The sequence below is a fragment of the Actinocatenispora comari genome (genome assembly GCF_017312725.1).
GTDB classification, from domain to species: Bacteria; Actinomycetota; Actinomycetes; order Mycobacteriales; family Micromonosporaceae; genus Actinocatenispora; species Actinocatenispora comari.
The window spans coordinates 24,186-42,788 of record NZ_BOPO01000055.1 but is presented as its reverse complement, the minus strand read 5'-3'; the positions used below and the strand labels follow the sequence as shown (position 1 = coordinate 42,788).

Here is an 18,603-nt window from a genome sequence, read left to right as displayed (position 1 = left end):
CCCATGCCCCTGTCTCGATGACGACATCGACGGCGTCCGGTCGACCCTCAGGCCGGCTCCACCACCAGGTGCCGCAGGTGCGCGTCGCCGTGCCGCCAGCCCGGTACCGAGACGGCGACGTAGCGGGCGGTGCCGGACAGGTCGGCCCGGCGCTGGCCGGCGCGCAGCCGGGCAACCTCGCGGTACGACAGGCCGTCGGTGCTGGTCGACACGGTGGCGGCGAGCGGGCGGCCGGACGTCCAGGTCAATTCGATGGCGCCGAGCGGCTGGTCGCTGCCCAGGTCGACCACCATCCGGCCGGCGCGACCCGGCGTCCACGCCGTCGCGTCGCTGCCGTCCACCGCGGCGACCGGGTCGGTCATGCCGGCCGGCAGCGGGCTGGTCGGGAACGTCACCCGACCCAGCGCCAGGTCGGCGATCGGGTACGCCGGGACCGACCGGAAGACCACGTCGGTGCGGTGCGCGCCGACCACGACGACCCGGTCGGCGCCGTGGCGGCTGCGCACCCGTACCGGGCCGGACGGCCCGTGCAGCCGCAGCCGCTGCGCGTCGAGCACCTCGACGACGAGCCCTGCCGGCAGCCGGTGTCCGCCGACCGGTTCGACGCCGAACCACGGCGCGAGCACCGCACCGCTGGCGGCGGGCAGCTCCGCGCGGTAGGCGGCACCGTGCACGGTCGTGGTCTGCGTACCGGCGAAGAGCGGCACCGCGTTGCCCTGCAACGGAATCGTCACGGTCCCGGTCAGCCGGGATCCGGTCAGGTTGAACAGGCTGAGGTACCCCTCGGCGAGGCTCGCGGCCAGCCCGTCGGCGTCGGTGGACGGCGCCGGGGCGGCCGCCGCCGTGCGGGTGGCGGCGGCATCCAGCCCGGGGCGCCCCTCCACCAGCAGCGGCGCGGCCGGGCCGTCGGCGAGCGTGATCACGTTGCCCTGCACGGTGATCGGGTGCTCGCTGCCGCGCACGACCAGTCCGGCGCGCCCGTCGACGTTCAGCCAGCCACCGGTGCTGGACAGGTCGGGATGCGGGTAGCTCGCCACGTCGGTCCAGCTCGCGCCGTCGGCCGACACCTGGATGCGGTAAGCACGGCCGGCCGCCGCCTCCCAGTCGATCCGCACCCGGTCGAAGCCGACCGTGCTGCCGAGATCGACCGCGAGCCAGCTGTCGGCGCGCGGTCGATCGGCCTTGGACACCGCCCAGCGGGTCGCGTCGTCGCCGTCCGTGGCGTACCCGGCGGCATGCCCGGTGTCGGCCGACGACGCGCTCGTCGCCCTGCCCTGCGCCAGGTTCGCGCCGGCGCCGTCCCGCACCGCGAACTCGATGATCGAGTACCCGTACCGGGGATCCGGGGTGACGCCGAGCATCCGCACCCAGCGCGCGCTCGTCCGGTCGAACGTGACGGTGTCGACCCGCGCCGCGCCGGACGAGTCGTCGTTCGCCGGCACGGTCACGCCGCCCTCGGCGGCGGTGTAGGTACGGTCCCCGTCGAGACCGGGCACGCCCGGCATGGTGAGGTTGTGGACCTCCAGGTGCCCCTCGCCGGCGGCGACACCGCTGGACGCGTACACCACCGAACCGCCGGGCAGCGAGGCGAACCCGGCGCGGCCGGTGTCGAAGCCGAGCACCACCGCGCTGGCGTCGAACCCGTCCCGTACCCGGGTGTAGGCGGCGACGGTGCGGCTGCGCACCGCGGCGCCGGTGGCGGGCAGGAACATCGGCGTCGGTCCACTCAGGACGAACAGCCAGTCGTCGTGCCCCGGCTGCCAGGCGAACTTGGCGAAGCCCGGCTTGCTGACCGCGCCCGCCCACGCCGCCGGCGACTGGTGCGCGACCAGACCCGGCCCGGTACCGAAGTCGAGGACGCCGGCCGCGTCGGCGAACACCTCGGCCGCCGACAGTGGCGCCACCGGGCCGCGTTCCCGGGCCCGCCACTCGTGCAACAGGTAGCTGATCGCCACCTCGGCGCGTGCCTCCGGCTCGTACTTGGGCTCGCCGGAGAACTTCGTGATCCGGTACTGCGGCGGATAGTCCTGGTAGGCGTCGAGCCGCGCGGCCAGCGCCTGCTCGGCCCACGCCGCCCGCCGGTCGCCCAGCACCTGCGCCAGGAACGCGATCGGGATGACGTCCCGGCCGTACAGGTGTTCCCGGTCGGCGACCATCGGCATCAGCGGCTCACCCGCGTCGCTCATCACCGCGAGGATGCTGCGCCACAACCGGTCCCCGTTCGGCTGCTCGGCCAGTACCGCCGGCATCGGTTGACCGGCGGTGATGAAGTGGATGCCGTTGCGGCCGGAGGTGCGCCACAGCTCGCACTGGTAGTGCGGTCCGAACGAGCCGTGGTTCTCCACCAGGAACGTGTCGTACAGGTTGTGCGCGGTGTTGCTGGACACCCGCGCGCCGTCGACGATCGCCGGGTTGGCGTGGTCGGCCGCCGGGTGGCCGGTCTCGTTGCGGCTCCACCGGTCGTACCAGTCGCGCCAGCCCGCCGCACTGGCCGCGTCCGGCGCCCAGGCCAGCGCGGGCGCGATGGACTGCGCGTAGACGCCCATCTCCTCCAGCTTGGTGTCGCCGACCCAGCCGCCGGACAACCCGTGCGGTGTCCACGATCCGGACAGCGGATCGTCGCCGCTGCCCAGCGAGACGGTGTAGTCGGCCTGCCGCCGGGCGATCAGGTCGAGGTCGGTCCGGGTCCGCGCGTCGAGCTCGTCCCACAGCAGCCGCCCGGCCAGCTGGAAGTAGAGCTGGAAGGTGGTGTCGAAGAACAGCGTCTTGCCCCACTCGGTGCCGCCGAGCAGCCGGTTCGACGCGGCGAAGTGCGACAGCGTGGCGACCGTGTGTTGCCGCAACGTCGCGGCATCGACACCGGCGAGCTCCGCGTCGTAACCGTCACGAGTCAGCAACACCGCATTGCCGAGCACGACCGCGAACGAGAAGTCCTTCGCGAGGTAGTGGCCGGCGCTCTCGTCCCACTGCGTTTCGGCCCACCGAGTGTGCCGGAGCAGTACCCGATGGTAGGTGCGCGCGACCTCGTCGGCGGCGAGCCGTCGCCGCGCGTCGGCGGTCGTGGCCGCGGCGCGATCCGGTGCAACGTAAGGCAATGCGGCGGCGAGCGCGCCGGCGGCGCCCGCCGCCTGCAGGAGTCCGCGACGACTCAGGCCGGGCTGCACGGTCGACGACTCGCCTGGCAACGTTGTCATGACCGGATCCTCACACATCCGGTACGCGCGGTCGACCCCGTGACGCTGCGCTGCGCCACCCGTCGGTCACCGAACGACGATGCCGCGAGTCCCCGATCGCCGCCGTACGTGGGCCGCGGGGTTGCGGTCAACATCGATGATGTGAGGCCACACCCTGCGGATGTAGTCTTTCCCGACTGTGTGGGTATGGCTGACCCGCAGGCCAACACACGGCGTCGACCAGGACGCCGTGGCTGACGGAGGAGAACTGCCAGCGTGACTACGATCCCGCCGACCGGGCCCGGTGGCCCGGGCGACCCCTACGACGGAGGAACGTCGCAACCCCCGTACGGGCAGGGCCCCGGTGGCCCCGGCATGCCCCCGCCGCCACCCGGCATGGGCGGCCAGCCCGCCGACACCAGCGGTAACGCGCTGAACATCATCGCGCTGGTCGCCGGCATCGTGTCGATCGTCCTCTGCTGCTTCTACGCCGGCATCTGGGGCGGCGTGCCCGCGATCATTCTCGGCGTGCTCGGCCGCAAGAAGGCCGACAACGGGCAGGCGACCAACAAGACCCTGGGCACCGTCGGCCTGATTCTCGGGATCATCGGTGCGGCGTACTTCGTCGTGCAGATCATCCTGGCGGTGTCCGGCGTCGGCCTGGACCTGATGAAGCAGGTGCAGGACCAGACCTGAGCAACTGCCGGGCGGGGAGCCGACTCCCCGCCCGGCGCGCTCCGAAGACCGGGCACGAGGCCCGAACCAGCACGGTTCGCCGACACCCGCTTGCGCGCGGGTCCATCATGGACACCAGGCGCCGCGGACCGGATCCGCCGCCACGTTCCTCTCACGTACGACCGTCTGGTAGTGAGGAAGAGGGCTCATGGCCGAGCAGCGGACCATCGTCATCACCGGGGCCAGCGACGGGATCGGCGCCGCCGCGGCCCGACAACTCACCGAACGCGGCGACGACGTGGTGCTCGTCGGCCGCTCACCGGACAAGACCAAGCGGATCGCCGACGAGCTCGGCCGCCCGTACCACCTGGCGGACTTCGTCGAGTTCGACCAGGTGCGGGCGCTCGCGCGGGAGCTGCTCGACGCGTACCCGCGGATCGACGTGCTGGCCAACAACGCCGGCGGCATCTACGGCCAGCAGACCACGACCGACGGCTTCGACTACACCCTGCAGATCAACCATCTCTCACCGTTCCTGCTCACCAGCCTGCTGCTGGAGCGGCTGATCGCCTCGAAGGCCGCGGTCATCCAGACGTCAAGCGCGATGGCCAAGGGCGGCCGGATCGACGTCGACGAGCTCGGCACCCTGCGCAAGCGCAGCGCGACCGGCGCCTACAGCGACACCAAGCTGGCCAACATCCTGTTCAGCAACGAACTGCACCGCCGCTACCACGAGCAGGGCCTGTCGGCGGCGGCGTTTCATCCCGGTGCGGTGGCGAGCAACTTCGGTTCCAGCGGCTCGGCGCTGGTGCGCCTCACGTACCAGTTGCCGGTGATGAAGCTGTTCCTGGTCGACGCGGACAAGGGCGGCGCCCGGCTGAGCTTCCTCGCCGGCGGCACTCCCGGCGAGACCTGGCAGTCCGGCGGGTACTACGAGAAGAGCCGGCCGGCCGGCCCGGTCAACCGCCAGGCCGCCGACCCGGAACTCGCCCGCGCCCTGTGGGACCGCTCCGAACAGCTGGTCTCCGCCGGCTGATCCCGGCCCGTTCCGTCCCGACCGGATCAGCCGCGGAAACCTCCCCTGGTGTACCGGTTCGGGCCTCGCGTCCGGTCCGCGGGCCACCACGTTGCAACAGGTGTTGCGTCGATGCAACACCTGTTGCACGATTGCCCGGATGAGTACGGACGAGAGCCGGGCGTGGCTGCTGATCGGCTACCGGGCGCCGGCCCAGCCGTCCACCGCACGCGTGTCCACCTGGCGGCGACTGCACCGGCTGGGCGCCGTGTACGTCGGCGCCTCGACCTGCCTGCTCCCGGCCGGCGCGGCCGACGACGCCACGCTGGCCGCGCTCGCCGCGGGCGTGACCGAGGCCGGTGGCAGCTTCGACACGTACCCGATCGACGCGATGAGCGTGCCGGCGCACCGGGCGCTGCTGGCCCGGGCGAACGCGGACCGGGACGCCGAGTACGCCGAGGTCGTCGAGCGCGCGGAGGCGCTGATCGCCGAGCTGGCCACCGAATCGGCGCGGGGCAAGTTCACCTTCGCCGAGGTGGAGGAGAACGAGGCCGACCTGGCCAAGCTGCGCCGCTGGCTGGCCGCCGTGGGCACCCGCGACCGGTACGGTGCGGCCGGCCGCGCCGCGGCCGAGCAGGCGGTGACCCGGGCCGCACGGCGACTGCGGGAGTTCACCGAACGGTCGGCCGGCGCCGACCACGAACCGGCCGGCACCGATGTGGACTGACCTGCTGATCGCCGCGGCCGGCCTGGTCGGCGGGCTGATCCTGCTGTGGCTGATCCTGGTCGCGTTTCTCGCCCTGGCCCGGCCGACCGGCGGGCTGCTCGGCGAGATGGTGCGCGTCCTGCCCGACCTGCTGCGGCTGGTGACCCGGCTGGCCCGCGACAGGTCCCTGCCCCGCGGCGTGCGGATCCGGTTGTGGCTGCTGCTGGGCTACCTCGCCCTGCCGATCGACCTGATCCCCGACTTCATCCCCGTGCTGGGCTACGCCGACGACGCCATCATCGTGGCGGTCGTGCTGCGTTCCACCATCCGCCGAGCCGGACCCGACGCGATCGCCCGGCACTGGCCCGGCACCCCCGACGGCCTCGCCGCCATCCACCGGCTCACCCGCACCGGGCTCGCACGGCGGCAACCCTGAGCGGTCCGGTGCCGTGCGCGCACCACCGTTGCGGGTCACGGTCCGGACGGGGTGACCAGGCCGGTCTCGTAGGCGGTGATGACCAGCTGGGCCCGGTCGCGGGCGGCGAGCTTCGTGAGCAGGCGTCCGACGTGCGTCTTGACGGTGGCCAGGCTGACGGTCAGGTGCGCGGCGATGTCCGGATTGGACAGTCCGCGGGCGATCAGGGCGAGCACCTCGCGTTCACGGTCGGTCAGCCCGGACAGCCGCGGCGAGAACGGCCGGGACGGCCGCGGCTGCCCGACGTACTGGGCGATCAGCCGCCGGGTGACGGTCGGGGCGAGCAGCGACTCGCCGGCGGCGACGACCCGGATACCGGCGAGCAGGTCGGCCGCGGACGTGTCCTTGAGCAGGAAGCCGGACGCGCCGGCACGCAGCGCCGCGTACACGTACTCGTCGTGGTCGAACGTGGTCAGGATCAGCACCCGCACGTCGGTCTGCGCGCAGATCCGTTGGGTGGCCTCGATTCCGGTCATGCGCGGCATCCGGACGTCCATCAGCACCACGTCCGGTCGCTCGGCCAGTGCCAGCCGCACCGCCTCGTCGCCGGTACCGGCCTCGCCGACGACCGCGAGGCCGTCCACGGCGTCGAGCAGCACCCGGAAGCTGTCTCGCAGCAGCGTCTGGTCGTCGGCGATCAGTACTCGGATCGGTTCGCTCACGGTCGTCCATCCTCCCCGACCGCCGGGTACGGAATCCGCGCCGCCACCCGGAATCCGCCGGCCGGGTGGGCCGCGGCGACGAGGGTGCCGTCGTAGGCGGCGACCCGCTCCCGCATCCCGCGCAGCCCGTGCCCGGCACCGCGCACCGCGTCCCGTGGCGGAGCACCGCGCCGGCCCTCGTCACTGATCTCGACGGTGACCGCGGTCGCATCGGCGACCACGGCCAGCCGGCAGCGGGTCGGCCCGGCGTGCCGGACCACGTTGGTCAGCGCCTCCTGCACGATCCGGTACACGGTCAGGCGTACCCCGTCCGGCGGCAGTTCCGGTCGCCGCAGCGTCACGGTCAGCTCGACCCCCGCCTGCCGGGCGCGATCCGCCAGCTCGCGCAGCTCCTCCTCGGTACCGGCGGGGGCCACGGTGTCCGCACCCTCGCGCAGCAGGCCGAGAACCCGTCGCAGCTCGGTGAGCGCCTCCCTGCTGGCCGTCTCGATCACGGCCAGCGCGTCCTGACTCTCCTGCGGCCGTGCCAGCGCCACATGGCGCGCCACGCTGGCCTTCACCGCGATCAGGGACAGGTCGTGGCCGATCACGTCGTGCATGTCCCGAGCGATGCGCAGCCGGTCCTCGGCGACCGCGTGCTCGGCCAGTTCGGTGCCGGCCCGCTCGGCCCGGGCCCGCCGGTACCCGACGTAGCGGCCGAGCGCCCACGGCGCGCACACCATCGTCGCGATCAGCACCGCCGAGCCCGAGCCGTGCCCGATCACGAGGACCGCGGCGACCGCCGCGACCACGATCGTGACCGCCGCGGCCGGGCGCGAGACCCGTACGCCCACCAGGTACTGGGTCAGGGCCACCGCCGCGTACGGCGCCGGCGCGGCCACCGTCGGTATCGCGCCGCTGCGCACGGCGAACAGGGCGGCGGCGAGCGCCACCCCCGCGGCCGGCAGCGGCCAGCGTCGCCGGACGGCGACCGGGGCACCCACCAGCACCGCGAGCGGCAGCCACGCACCGCCACCGGCGCCCAGGTCGACCATCGCGAAGCCGCTCACCGCGACCACGAGCAGCGCGGCCGCGGCGTCGGCCACGAGCCACCGCCGGCCACCCGTATCGACGATCATCCGTGCACGCTAACCCGAGCCGGGCCGGCCGGCGTCGGACCACGGTCTGACAGACCCTGCCCGTACCTGCGGCGACACCGTCATCCCGGCTCGGCGGGCACGAGGTCGGGCACCGGTCCGATGCGCCGCGAGGGTGCCGGCACCGACGCTGTGGGCATGACCAACCCGACCCGACGCTGGTACCACCGGTCCGTACCCAGCGACACGACCGACTTCCGGTTCCCGGGGCCATGGCTGTCCGGGCTGTCCCTGGCGGTGGCGCCGATCCTGCTGCTCGCCGGCACCCTGCTGCGGCTGGGCACGCCGTTCTTCTTCCCGCACCAGCTCGCCGGGTACGACCGCCACCCCGCGCTGATGTCCGCCGCGTACGCCACGTTCCTGGCCGGCGTCATCACCCTGTGGCCGGCGGTGCTGGCCGTCGCGGCGCGGGTCGGCGCCACCCGACCGCGCTGGGCCGCCGGCGGCGCCGCGCTGGTGCTGCTGGGGCTGTTCGCGCGCAGCTTCCACTACGGTGTCGACACGTTCGCGTTCAGCCTGGTCGACTCCGCCGGGGTGGGCGCGGCGACGAGCGCGGTCGCGCAGTACTACACCCATCCCGAGTACGTGGTCGCCAGCCTCGACGCGGGCATCATGGCCGGCTGGGTGGTGTTGGCCGCCGGCTGCTACCTGTCCCGGACGATGGGCGCGGTGCGCAGCGTCGCGCTGGCCCTGATGGCCGGGCTGATGATCGGCGTCCTCAAGGGCAGTACCGTCGCCTCGGTGGTCGAGGTCGCGGGGCTGGCCGTCGCGTTCGTACCGCTCGGGGTCCGTACCCTCGCCACCGCGCCGCGGCCGCGGCTCGTGGTGGCCGTCGCGGTCGTGCCGCTCGCCGTGTTCGCGGTGGTGTTCGGCCAGCTCGGGTAATCGAACCGAGCCCACTCGGGATCGAACCGAGCCCGCTCGGCACCGGCCCCGAGCGGGCTCGACGGGTACGCGACGCCGCGGAGTCACCGACCGCTCGTGGCGTCGCCGCCCGTACGGCTCGGCCTGCGGGCGAGGCGGCAGAGCGCCGGTGGAGCCGTCTGCCGTACCGGCTCAGCCGGCGTGCGGCGCGGCGGAGTCGTCGACCACGGCGAGGGCGTCGATCTCGATCCGGGCACCGGGCAGGACCAGGCCGACGACCTGGACCAGCGAGCTGGTGGGCAGCGGGCCGTCGCCGAGGAACTCGTCCCGGGCGGTACGCACCGCCGGCAGGTCGGCGAGGTCGGTGAGGAAGAACGTGAGCCGCAGCAGCTCGGGTGGTCGGGCGCCGGCCGCGGCGAGCGCGGTACCCAGGTTCGCGAACACCTGCCGGGCCTGTGCCAGGGCGTCCTCGGCCCCCACCAGGACGCCCTGCGGGTCGACCGGCAGCTGCCCGGACACCGCGACCAGCCGTCCGGCGCCGCGCGCGGCGTGACTGTAGCCGTTGGCGGGCGGCGTCCCGTCCGGCCGCTCGAAGAACTCGATCATCGTCATCCCTTCGGCACCGGGGCAGGTCAGACCCGGACCACGTACTTGCCCTGGCCGCGGCCCTCGGCGAGCAGCTGGTGCACCGCCGGCGCCGCGGCCAGGCCGTCCACCTCGGTGACCGGCAGGCCGAGCCGCCCGGCCGCCAGCAGGTCGAGGCAGCGGCCGATCGCGTCGGCGACCCGGTCCGGCGCGGTGCGGGACAGGGCGGAGATGGAGAAGCCGCCGACCGACACGTTGCCGCCCATCAGCCGGGGGATGTTCGGCAGCGCGGCGGGAGCGCCGCCGGTGGCGTTGCCGAACAGCACGATGCGGCCGCCGGGCGCGGCGAGCGCGAGGTCGTGGTCGAGTTCACCGGCACCGAGCGCGTCGAGTACCACGTCGACGCCGCCGCCGGCCGCGGCCCGCACCCGGTCCGGATAGCCGGCGTCGCGGGCGAACGCGGCATCGTAGCCGGCGGCGAGCGCGGCCGATTCCTTGCCGGCTCGTCCGACGGTGCCGATCAGCCGGCCGCCGCCGAGCACCGGTACCAGTTGCGCCACCGCGCTGCCGACGCCGCCGCTGGCCGAGTGCACCAGCACCCGCTCGCCGCCGCGGAACCGGGCCGCCTCGGTCAGCAGCAGGTACCCGGTGGCCAGCACCGCCGGGGTGGCGGCGGCGAGCGGTGCCGGCACCCCGGCGGGTACCGGCACCGTCAGCTCGGCGCGGGCCCGCGCGATGCTGGCGAGCCCGCCGGCGGTCAGGAACGCCGCGACCCGGGTACCGGCGGCGAGCCCGGTGACGCCCTCCCCCACCGCGCGCACCGTGCCGGCCACCTCGTCGCCGGGGTACGCCGGGAAGCTGTCCGCGTACGGCTGGTCGCCGCGTCGCAGCATCACGTCGACGAAGTTGATCCCGGCGTACTCGACGTCGATGGTGACCTCGCCCGGCCCCGGTGCCGGGTCGGGCAGCTCCGCGACCTGGCTGGTGTCCGGTCCGTCGGACGGTGCACCGATCACCAACGCGCGCATGGCCCCACCCTTCGATGTCCGTCGAAAGCAGACGCCACCCTACTACATAGTTCGACAATCGTCGAAAGAATCAGGGGACGAGGAGGACCGGGATCGGGGACAGCCGGGCGACGCGCTCCCCCGTGTTTCCCAGCAGCCCGGCGAGCAACCCGCCCTGGTGCCCGCCCACCACGATCAGATCGGCGTTGCTCGACGCGGCCACCTCCGACACGGTCACGGCGACCTCGGCCCGCATGGCCTCGACCACGTCGCCGTACGCGTCGACGCCGGCGCCGATCAGCTCCCCGACGGCCCGGTCCACCAGCTCGTGCGCCACCCCCTGCTCCTCCCGTACCAGGGTGGGTGCCGACGGGGTCATCCCCAGCGTGGACGGTTCGACGCAGTCGACCGCCCGCACGTGCAGGACCCGGACCCGCGCACCGGTGGTCGTGGCCAGCCCGGAGGCGTGCGCCAGCACCCGCGACGAGTCGTCCGCCCCGCTGAGCGCCACCACGATGTTTCGGTACATCACCAACCACTCCTCTCCTGCCGGCCGGCCCGGCCAGTCGGGTACAGCTACCGACCTCGACGCCTCGACGCGCCGGCCGGTGTCACTCGACGACGAACGTCGCGCTGGTACGCCGGCCGTACCGGGTCGATTCGGTGGACCACGTGTCGGCGAACGCGTCCAGGGTGATCTCGGTCAGCGCGCCGAGCTGCCCACCGCGATCGCGATGTGCCAGTACGGTGAGCCCGAGCTGGTGCGGCCGGCGCTCGACGAGCACCCGCACCTCGACCGCGCCCGCCTCGGCCGCGCCGTTGACCAGTTCACTGGCCGACAGGGCCGCCGGGGTACGCACCCATCGCGGCAGTTGCCAGTCGTGGCCGCAGGACTCGACGAGCGAACGCGCGTCGCGGGCCAGCCGCGGGCCCGGCACGAGCGTGGCGCTGCGCCGCAGTACCCGGGGCGGTTCGTCCAGCGCGGCAACGGCGTCGCGCATCGAGTCGGCGACCGGTACCCGTTCGGCCAGCACGGTTTCCTCGCACCACCGGGCCTGCTCGTCGTCGAGCCCGTACAGGCACAGCCGGCTGACCGGCCAGCCGCCGGCCCGTTCGTACGCGTGGCACAGCAGCGCCAGCGCCGCCGGGCTGGACGTGTGCAGCCGGCTGCAGTCGACCACCACCCGCGGATGGGCCATCAGGACGGCGCTGACAACCCGACGCACCTGCCGGTCGTCCGCTTCGTCGATCGATCCGGTGAGCCGAACCAGGTCGAAGCCGACGCCGTCGATCACCTCACAGCGCAACCCGTCGGTGTCCTGTGTGGACGATCCCGGCGACGCGGGCCGCGCCCCCGGTCCCGACGAGGTTTCGTCCGCAGCCAACGGTTGTCACCACCTTCGCCTCGGGTGCGGGCCGGCCGTGTCGGAGAACTCCCGGCACGTCACCCCTCCTTACCCGCGCAGGCCCCGGCGCAACCGTGCCCACCATCGCAGGCAGCCCGTGCCCGTACCCCCAGGGGGTACGGGCACGGGTGGCGGCGCGATCACCCAGCGGCGTTCACGCTGGCGGATCGAGCGTGGCGGCGAGCCAGGACAGCCAGGTCTCGGCGCGCTCCGGCGGCTGCGGCGCACCGTAGCGGTGCTCGCTGACCGCCACCGGGAGCCCGAGCGGAGTCCGGTCATGGAACCGGACGAGCGTGTCGGCGGTGCGCAGCCCGACGAAGTTCGCGCTGCGGTAGTCCACCGTACCGTCGACCTTCGACCCGTCCGGCAGCTCGATCGTCACCGGCGCACCGAGCGTCGGCGCACCGAGCGCGCGCAGCAGCCGCTCCCAGCCACCGGCGCCGGGCCCCGCCGCCTCCACGTAGGACGCCGGCTTCCCGCGGAAGTGCCGCAGGTAGGCAGCGAGCGTGTCCAGGTACATGTCCCAGCCGCTGCCGGTCATCCCCTCGTACTCGTCGCCCCAGTCGTCACCGAGGAATCCACTGTGGACGAACCGGAGCAGGCAGCTGCCGCCGTCCCGCGCCTCGATCAGGTACTCGAAGGCCTGCGTGCTGCCGTCCTCGGCCGCCGGTGTGCGGACCAGCAACCGGCGTGGCGGGTCGGCCTCGACGCCGGCCGCGTCCGGGTCGATCTCCATCGGCATGAACCAGGCTGTCAGGCCGTCCGTCGTCGAGATGGCCCGCCACACCTCCTCCGGCGTGGCCGGCAGCTCGATCTGTTTGCGCAGCGCGAATTCACGCCCCATCTCGCCCCTCCTCGGTGTGTCGCATGCTCGGGTGCAACGCCACCACGATCCGGTGCCGCCGGCCCCGCGTCGCGCTCTCGTCGTGGTACTTGGCCACCAGCCCGGCGACCGCGTCGGACAGCTCGGTGGCGAACCTCGCGCGATCCGCCGCGCTCGCGAACCGGACCTCCCCGTCGATGGTGAAGGTGGCGACCCGCCGGCCGGCCCGGGTGCCCGCGGTGAGGAGCGCGCCGACGTCCTGGACCAGCCGCGCGGCCACCGCGAGCAGCCACTGGGCGGACAGCCGATCGGGCGAGCGGGCCGGATCCGGCGCCACCGGCCCGGCCGCGGCCGGCGAGATCACGTACGCCTGGGCGCTGGCCCGCAGCACCCGCTCGGTCATGTTGCCCTTGCGGCGCTCCTCGACCAGCTCGACCAGGCCGTGCCGTTCCAGCCCGCGCAGGTGGTAGTTGACCTTCTGTCTGCTCAGCCCCAGCCGCGCCGCCAGCGTCGACGCGGAGGCCGGGCTCGCCAGCTCGTGCAGCAGGCGGGCGCGCACCGGGTCCAGCGTCGCCGCGGCGGCGGCGGGCTCGTCGATCACCCCGACATCCAACATGCCCACCACCGTGTCACCGACAACTTCTCTTGTCAAGGAGAGCATTGTTGTCGGTGGCGGCAGCACGGTCGGCGCCGACGCGGCTCCGGCGGTCAGCGCCGCCGCAGCGCACGCCGGTACGGATCGATGGCGGTCAGCGGCTCACGCCGACGGTTCGGCGCCGGGCTCGGCGTCGCGGTAGAAGCTCTCCCCGGCGTGCTCGGCGTCGGTGTAGACCTTGGTCGTGCCGTCCGGATAGGCGGCGAACGGCAGAATCATTCCGTCCGGGCACGGATGCAGGAACATCAGCGTCGGTCCGATCACCACGAACGAACGGGCCCGCGGGGTCGCGTGCTCGGTGCCGTGCTCGGAGCGCCAACCCCGCACCTGGTCCGCCGCACCGGGTTGCGCCGCGGCGCTGTGGACCTTCCCGATCAGGTCGTCGATCGCGAGCCGGTCCAGGATCTCGATCTGTAGGTTCGGTGGCTGCTGCACGTCGCGCTCCCGCCTTGCAACGGATGAACTGTCCGGTCCCGTTCCGCGCCAGGGCAACGGCAGCAGCTGTCGGGCTTCGGCCGATCGCCCGAACTCGACTATAGGCAGCCGGCCGGCGCGCCCCGACCGGTTCGGCGAAGCCGCGCGACCCGGCCGCCGTGGCGCCCGCCGAGATCGTCGCCCGCCCGACCAGGTCGGCGAAGAGGTGCGATCCGGCCGCCGAGGTCCGCGCCGGCTCCGCCGGCAGCCGTACCCGCCGACGGCTGGCGGAGCCGTGCCCGCGGCAGCTCCGTCGCCGGCCCCGGTGCGCGGTACCACCCGGCCGCGCCGGAGCGGCCCGTCGAGGATATCGGTAACGTCCATTCATACCGGGCTCTTGTGCCATTGACGACGTTAGCGTTAACGTCGCTGCGATCACCGACGAAAGGGGCAGGACGATGCACGGTGCTCGACGCGGCAGGCGGATCCGATGGCTGCTGGCGGCGCTGGCCGCACTCCCCGCGATCACGCTGGCCGGCCCGGCAGCGGCCGCGGCCCACTCCGACCGGGCACAGTGGGCGGACCGGGCCGAGGCCAGCTACCGGGCCCTGCAGAACCACCTCCACCTGGGCGACACCGGCCACCGGCTGTACGCGGAGAGCACGCCCGCGGCGCCCGGCGGCAACCCGTACTCGTACGTGTGGGAGTTCCGTGAGGCCACCCAGGCGACGCTGGAGCTGCGCGCGCTTCCCGGCAACCACCGGCGCTACGCCGACGACGTCGCGGACCGGTTCGCCGCGATCGGCCAGTACGCCGGCACCGACCCGGCGCATCCCGGGTACGACTCGTACCTGCCGGCACCGCTGGGCGGCGACGGCGACCTGTTCTACGACGACAACGCCGTGGTCGGGCTGTCGTTCGTCGACGCGTACCGCGGGGGCGGCGGCGCCGACGCGCTCGCCGGCGCGAAGCAGGCGTTCCGCACCGACCTGCGCGGCTGGGACACCGACACCAGCAAGGCCTGCCCGGGCGGCATGCACTGGGTCGAGGCGAGCTGGAACACCATCCGCGCGGCCAACGTGACCGGCTTGTTCGCCGAGCTGGCCGCGAACCTGTACGCGATCACCCGGGACGACATCTACCTCCAGTGGGCGACCCGTGCCTACCGGTGGAACCGGGACTGCCTGATGAGCTCGCCCGGCCTGTACCGCAACGACCTCGCCGACGACGGCAGCTACGACGACACGCTGTGGACCTACAACTCCGGCGCGATGATCGGCACCGCGAACGCGCTGTACCGGGCGACCGGCGACCGGCACTGGCGGTCCCTGGCACTGAGCGACGCGCGCGGCGCGATGGCGTACTGGACCACCGGCGACCGGCTCTACCAGCAGCCCGCGGTGTTCAACGCGTTCCTGTTCCGCGACCTGCTCCCGCTGCTGCCCGGCTACCGGTCCACTCTGGACAGTTACGCCACCCGGCTGTGGCAGGACAACCGGGATCCGGCCACCGGGCTGTTCCGGTTCCAGGCGTCCAACGGCGGCGCACCGGATCCGGCGCAGCCGGTCGGCACCCTCAACCAGTCCGCCGCGGTCCAGCTGTTCGCGCTGCTCGGTCGCGCCTGACGCACCGGCACGACGGGCCGGGCGCAACGGGGCGGGCGGCCCGGCGCGGCCGGATCAGCGCAGGCGGTAGAGGATCTCGCCGGCGTCGTGGACCACGAGCGTGCCGGGGTCGGCGGACCAGGCGGCCGGGTCGATGCCGGCCGGGTCGCGGTGGTTCAGGCCGAGCGAGCGGGTGGTGGCCTCGTCGATGCCGGTGGCCAGCGTGACGGTGATCCGGCACCGCTCGCCCTGCACCGGGTCGTAGCTGCCGGCGCCGCGCAGGTGCGTGGAGTGCGCCAGCACGCCCCACGGATGGTGCCGGTAGCGGTCCCACTGGGCGGTGAAGAACTCCCGGCAGTGGTAGCCGATCGCGCGGATCTCGGCGTCGTGGGTGTGGCTGACGGTGCGCACGTGCGGCGCGTACAGCACCACCTCGCCGCCGTCGGCGACCACCGGCTCCACCTTGTACATGCCCTTCGCGGCGGTCCACAGCTCGTCGTAGCGGGTCGAGATCAGCGACAGCACCCGTGGCACCGGCGCGCCCAGGTACCGCACGTGTGCCTGCGCGGCGACCTCGGCGGCGCTGGCCCAGGCGTCCTCGGTACTCCCGTAGGCGACCGAGTGCAGCGCGTCGCTGCCGGACTCGACCACCACGCACAGCGCCCGGCGGCGCGCCGGTACCAGCGCGGCGGCAGCGTCGATGACCGCGCGCACCGGCGTGGTCCCCCGGGTACCGATGATCTCGGCGCTGCCGATCAGCGCGCCGAGCCAGTGCGACAGGTCGATCACCTCCGGCCCGGCGATACCGGGGAACAGGTACTTGTTGCCGCCGGAGAAGCCGACCACCTCGTGCGGGAACACCGGCCCGACCACCAGCAGCGTGTCGTGCTCGACCGCGGCACGGTTCACGGTGACGTCGACGCCGGTCCGCAGCCGGCCGCCGGACAGCCGCGCGACGGTGGCGGCGGAGAGCCGACCCACGGTGGTCAGCTGCGCGGGATCCCACCACTCGTGGTTGCGCACCGCCATCCCCGGGTACCGGTCGGCGATACCGCCGGGCTTCGCCCCCACCAGCGCGGCCAGGTCCGGCTCGGCCAGGCCGGCGTGGGTACCGAGGGCGACCAGCACGGTGAGCCGGGCGACCCGGCCGGCCAGCGCGCCGTGCACCGCGTCGAGCAGCAGCGGCAGCGGGCAGCTGCGGGTGGCGTCGGGAACCAGCACGCACACCGAGCGGCCGGTGTGGTCGTCGGCGCCGAGCGCCTCGCGGACGAACGCGTCGACCCGTTCCGGCGCCAGCGTCTGTGCCGGCCCACCGATCGCCTCGGCCGTCATCGCACCTCCGGTCGTCCCGGCACCACGGTACCCAGGCCCGGGCCGCGCACCGCCCGGCCGGTGCGGCCGCTCACCGCGGTACCGCCGCGTGGCGACCGACGCGGCCGCTCACCGCGGTACCGCCGCGTGGCGACCGACCCGGCCGCTCACCGCGGTACCGCCGCGTGGCGACCGACCCGGCCGCGTTTCCGGGGCGCTAGGCGGCGGCCGGTGGGCGCCACATCGCCCACAGGGTCGGGCCGCCGTCGGGCACCACGATCTCGCGGGTGACCTCGAACCCGAACGAGCGGTAGTAGGGCACGTTCGCCTCGTTGCTCGACTCCAGGTACGCCGGCATCGCCTCGGCGTCGCACACCGCGAGCCGGGAGCGCAGCAGCCGGCCGCCGATGCCCTGCCGCTGCGCGGTCGGCTCGGTGCCCAGGTACGCCAGGTACCAGTGCGGTTCGTCGGGGTGCACGGCGTCGATCGCGCTGATCACCGCCTGCCCGGCCTCGACCCGACCCTGCATGGCGCGCAGCAGCGACGGCACCGCCCAGACCGTCCGCCACCACGGCGTGCGCCACCGGCCGGGCGGATCCCAGGTCGCCACGCCGAGCGGTCCGCCGGCGCCGGCGACCAGCTCGGTGGCGTGGTGGTGCAGGTGGAACCAGCGGATCATGGTGCCGAACATCCGCGGCAGGCCGGCCCGCAGCGTCGCCGCGTCGCCGAACATCCACCGCATCACCGGGTCCTCGTCGAACGCCCGGGCAAGGGTGGCCGCCGCGGCGTCCACCTCGCCTCGCCGTACCTGCCGCACGACGTGCTGCTCGGTCACCATGCCGGCCATCCTGCCAACCGACCGCCAGCGGCCTGCTCGGCGGTAAACAGTTAAGCAACCACTTGACTTTCTGCCGGCCGGCCGCAATAGTTAAGCATGTGCCTAACCAATCCGGTGCCGATCCGATCGGCCGCGTCTTCCAGGCCCTCGCCGACCCGACCCGCCGCGCCATCGTCGAACGGCTGGTACGGGGCCCGGCGACGGTCACGGCGCTGGCCGAGCCGCTGGCGATGTCGCTGCCCGCGGTGATCCAGCACCTGCAGGTGCTGGAGCGGGCGGGCGTGATCGTGACCGAGAAGGCCGGCCGGGTGCGCAGCTGCCGGCTCGAACCGACCGCACTGCGCACCGCCGAACGGTGGCTCGGCGACCAACGCACCCACGGGGAACGGCAACTCGACCGACTCGACGAGTACCTGAAGGAATGATGATCATGGACGTGACGCACTCGACGTTCACCCTCGAACGGCACTTCCCGGCGCCCGTCGCGCGGGTGTTCGCCGCCTGGGCGACGCCGGCAGCCCGGAAGCGCTGGATGGCCCAGGGCGCCGAACACTCCCAGGACTTCACGGTCGGCGGTCTGGAGACCGTCCAGGGCCACGACGGCGACGGGCGCCCGCTGACCTACACGGCCCGCTACGCCGACATCGCCCCCGACGAACGCATTCTCACCACCTCGACCATGCACACCGGCGACCAGCTGTCCACGGTGTCGGTCACCAGCGTCGAGTTCCACCCCGACGGCGCCGGCACCCGGGTGGTCCTGACCGAGCACGGCATGTACCTGCCCGGCCAGGAGCAGCCGCAGTGGCGCGAGCAGGGCACCGCGCAGCAACTCGACACCCTGGCGGCGGAGCTCGCCGCCGACGAGCCGAAGGAGAACTGATCATGGCGCACGTGGAGCACGTACTGGCCGTCGTCGCGGTGCGCGACATCGGCACCGCCCGGGCCTGGTACTCCAGGCTGTTCGGCCGCGAACCGGACAACGACCCGATGCCGAACCTGATCGAGTGGCAGGTCGTCCCGGGCGGCTGGGTGCAGGTCACCGAGGACGCCCGGCGCGCCGGGTACGGCCTGCTCAACCTCGCCGTGTCCGACCTCGACGAGGGCGTCCGCGAGCTGCGCGAGCTGGGCCTGGACCCGGGCGAGATCATCGAGGCCAACAAGGGCGTCCGGCTCTGCCCGCTGCCCGACCCCGATGGCAACTCGATCCAGCTGGTCGGCAACTTCCGCGAGGTGTACTGACCGCGCACCCGG

Annotated in this window: 21 protein-coding genes; 9 read left to right on the top strand and 12 right to left on the bottom strand. The window is 73.6% G+C overall.

The genetic code is table 11. The features are described from left to right. Positions 1–47: 47 nt before the first annotated feature. Complete coding sequence (locus tag NUM_RS16420; protein WP_207125734.1) at positions 48–3,194, bottom strand: discoidin domain-containing protein; 3,147 nt, start codon at positions 3,192–3,194, stop codon at positions 48–50. A gap of 255 nt (positions 3,195–3,449) precedes the next feature. Here NUM_RS16420 and NUM_RS16415 point away from each other — a divergent pair, with 255 nt between their 5' ends. The 4 genes from NUM_RS16415 to NUM_RS16400 all read left to right on the top strand — a co-directional run bounded on the left by NUM_RS16415 (position 3,450) and on the right by NUM_RS16400 (position 6,005). After that, the gene (locus tag NUM_RS16415; protein ID WP_207125733.1) at positions 3,450–3,869 is read left to right on the top strand and encodes a DUF4190 domain-containing protein; all 420 of its coding nucleotides are present in this window, start codon (positions 3,450–3,452) and stop codon (positions 3,867–3,869) included. Between the two features lie 187 nt (positions 3,870–4,056). Next, positions 4,057–4,884, top strand: coding sequence for an SDR family NAD(P)-dependent oxidoreductase (locus NUM_RS16410; protein ID WP_207125732.1), 828 nt, complete (start codon positions 4,057–4,059; stop codon positions 4,882–4,884). 139 nt (positions 4,885–5,023) lie between these two features. Further along, positions 5,024–5,590: a Chromate resistance protein ChrB gene (locus tag NUM_RS16405; RefSeq protein ID WP_207125731.1), complete on the top strand. Its 567-nt coding sequence runs from the start codon at positions 5,024–5,026 to the stop codon at positions 5,588–5,590. Further along, complete coding sequence (locus NUM_RS16400) at positions 5,580–6,005, top strand: YkvA family protein (RefSeq protein WP_207125730.1); 426 nt, start codon at positions 5,580–5,582, stop codon at positions 6,003–6,005. The genes NUM_RS16405 and NUM_RS16400 overlap by 11 nt, the downstream gene beginning before the upstream one ends. 35 nt (positions 6,006–6,040) lie before the next feature. Here NUM_RS16400 and NUM_RS16395 read toward each other — a convergent pair whose 3' ends face one another. Both NUM_RS16395 and NUM_RS16390 read right to left on the bottom strand, forming a co-directional pair. Then, positions 6,041–6,706, bottom strand: a complete 666-nt coding sequence (locus tag NUM_RS16395; protein ID WP_207125729.1) for a response regulator — start codon at positions 6,704–6,706, stop codon at positions 6,041–6,043. Further along, positions 6,703–7,824, bottom strand: coding sequence for a sensor histidine kinase (locus tag NUM_RS16390; RefSeq protein ID WP_207125728.1), 1,122 nt, complete (start codon positions 7,822–7,824; stop codon positions 6,703–6,705). Before NUM_RS16390 ends, NUM_RS16395 begins: the two co-directional genes overlap by 4 nt. Before the next feature lie 156 nt (positions 7,825–7,980). Here NUM_RS16390 and NUM_RS16385 point away from each other — a divergent pair, with 156 nt between their 5' ends. Continuing rightward, the gene (locus tag NUM_RS16385; RefSeq protein WP_207125727.1) at positions 7,981–8,727 is read left to right on the top strand and encodes a hypothetical protein; all 747 of its coding nucleotides are present in this window, start codon (positions 7,981–7,983) and stop codon (positions 8,725–8,727) included. A gap of 171 nt (positions 8,728–8,898) precedes the next feature. On the opposite strand, the gene NUM_RS16380 is transcribed toward NUM_RS16385, so the two are convergent. The 7 genes from NUM_RS16380 to NUM_RS16350 form a co-directional block, all read right to left on the bottom strand. Continuing rightward, positions 8,899–9,318, bottom strand: a complete 420-nt coding sequence (locus NUM_RS16380) for a RidA family protein (RefSeq protein ID WP_225918626.1) — start codon at positions 9,316–9,318, stop codon at positions 8,899–8,901. Between the two features lie 20 nt (positions 9,319–9,338). Then, the gene (locus NUM_RS16375) at positions 9,339–10,319 is read right to left on the bottom strand and encodes a quinone oxidoreductase family protein (protein WP_207125726.1); all 981 of its coding nucleotides are present in this window, start codon (positions 10,317–10,319) and stop codon (positions 9,339–9,341) included. A 70-nt stretch (positions 10,320–10,389) separates the two neighbouring features. Next, entirely contained in the window at positions 10,390–10,827 is a 438-nt protein-coding gene (locus NUM_RS16370) for a universal stress protein (RefSeq protein ID WP_225918647.1), read from the bottom strand. A gap of 82 nt (positions 10,828–10,909) precedes the next feature. Further along, the gene (locus tag NUM_RS16365) at positions 10,910–11,683 is read right to left on the bottom strand and encodes an STAS domain-containing protein (protein WP_207125724.1); all 774 of its coding nucleotides are present in this window, start codon (positions 11,681–11,683) and stop codon (positions 10,910–10,912) included. A gap of 175 nt (positions 11,684–11,858) precedes the next feature. Next, the gene (locus tag NUM_RS16360) at positions 11,859–12,548 is read right to left on the bottom strand and encodes an SRPBCC family protein (RefSeq protein WP_207125723.1); all 690 of its coding nucleotides are present in this window, start codon (positions 12,546–12,548) and stop codon (positions 11,859–11,861) included. Continuing rightward, entirely contained in the window at positions 12,538–13,179 is a 642-nt protein-coding gene (locus NUM_RS16355) for a winged helix-turn-helix domain-containing protein (RefSeq protein WP_225918625.1), read from the bottom strand. Before NUM_RS16355 ends, NUM_RS16360 begins: the two co-directional genes overlap by 11 nt. 105 nt (positions 13,180–13,284) lie before the next feature. Next, entirely contained in the window at positions 13,285–13,617 is a 333-nt protein-coding gene (locus NUM_RS16350) for a hypothetical protein (RefSeq protein WP_207125722.1), read from the bottom strand. Between the two features lie 437 nt (positions 13,618–14,054). Here NUM_RS16350 and NUM_RS16345 point away from each other — a divergent pair, with 437 nt between their 5' ends. After that, entirely contained in the window at positions 14,055–15,221 is a 1,167-nt protein-coding gene (locus tag NUM_RS16345) for a glycoside hydrolase family 76 protein (protein ID WP_207125721.1), read from the top strand. A gap of 54 nt (positions 15,222–15,275) precedes the next feature. Here NUM_RS16345 and NUM_RS16340 read toward each other — a convergent pair whose 3' ends face one another. Continuing rightward, positions 15,276–16,532 (bottom strand): lactate racemase domain-containing protein, encoded by a 1,257-nt coding sequence (locus NUM_RS16340; protein WP_207125720.1) that lies wholly within the window; start codon positions 16,530–16,532, stop codon positions 15,276–15,278. Between the two features lie 196 nt (positions 16,533–16,728). Then, the gene (locus NUM_RS16335; protein ID WP_207125719.1) at positions 16,729–17,349 is read right to left on the bottom strand and encodes a GNAT family N-acetyltransferase; all 621 of its coding nucleotides are present in this window, start codon (positions 17,347–17,349) and stop codon (positions 16,729–16,731) included. Positions 17,350–17,447: 98 nt separating this feature from the next. Here NUM_RS16335 and NUM_RS16330 point away from each other — a divergent pair, with 98 nt between their 5' ends. Genes NUM_RS16330 through NUM_RS16320 form a run of 3 tightly spaced genes read left to right on the top strand, consistent with a single transcriptional unit; the run spans position 17,448 to position 18,591 of the window. Then, positions 17,448–17,774: an ArsR/SmtB family transcription factor gene (locus NUM_RS16330; protein ID WP_225918624.1), complete on the top strand. Its 327-nt coding sequence runs from the start codon at positions 17,448–17,450 to the stop codon at positions 17,772–17,774. Positions 17,775–17,779: 5 nt separating this feature from the next. Further along, entirely contained in the window at positions 17,780–18,232 is a 453-nt protein-coding gene (locus NUM_RS16325; protein ID WP_207125718.1) for an SRPBCC family protein, read from the top strand. A 2-nt stretch (positions 18,233–18,234) separates the two neighbouring features. Beyond that, the gene (locus NUM_RS16320) at positions 18,235–18,591 is read left to right on the top strand and encodes a VOC family protein (RefSeq protein ID WP_207125717.1); all 357 of its coding nucleotides are present in this window, start codon (positions 18,235–18,237) and stop codon (positions 18,589–18,591) included. Positions 18,592–18,603: the final 12 nt, after the last annotated feature.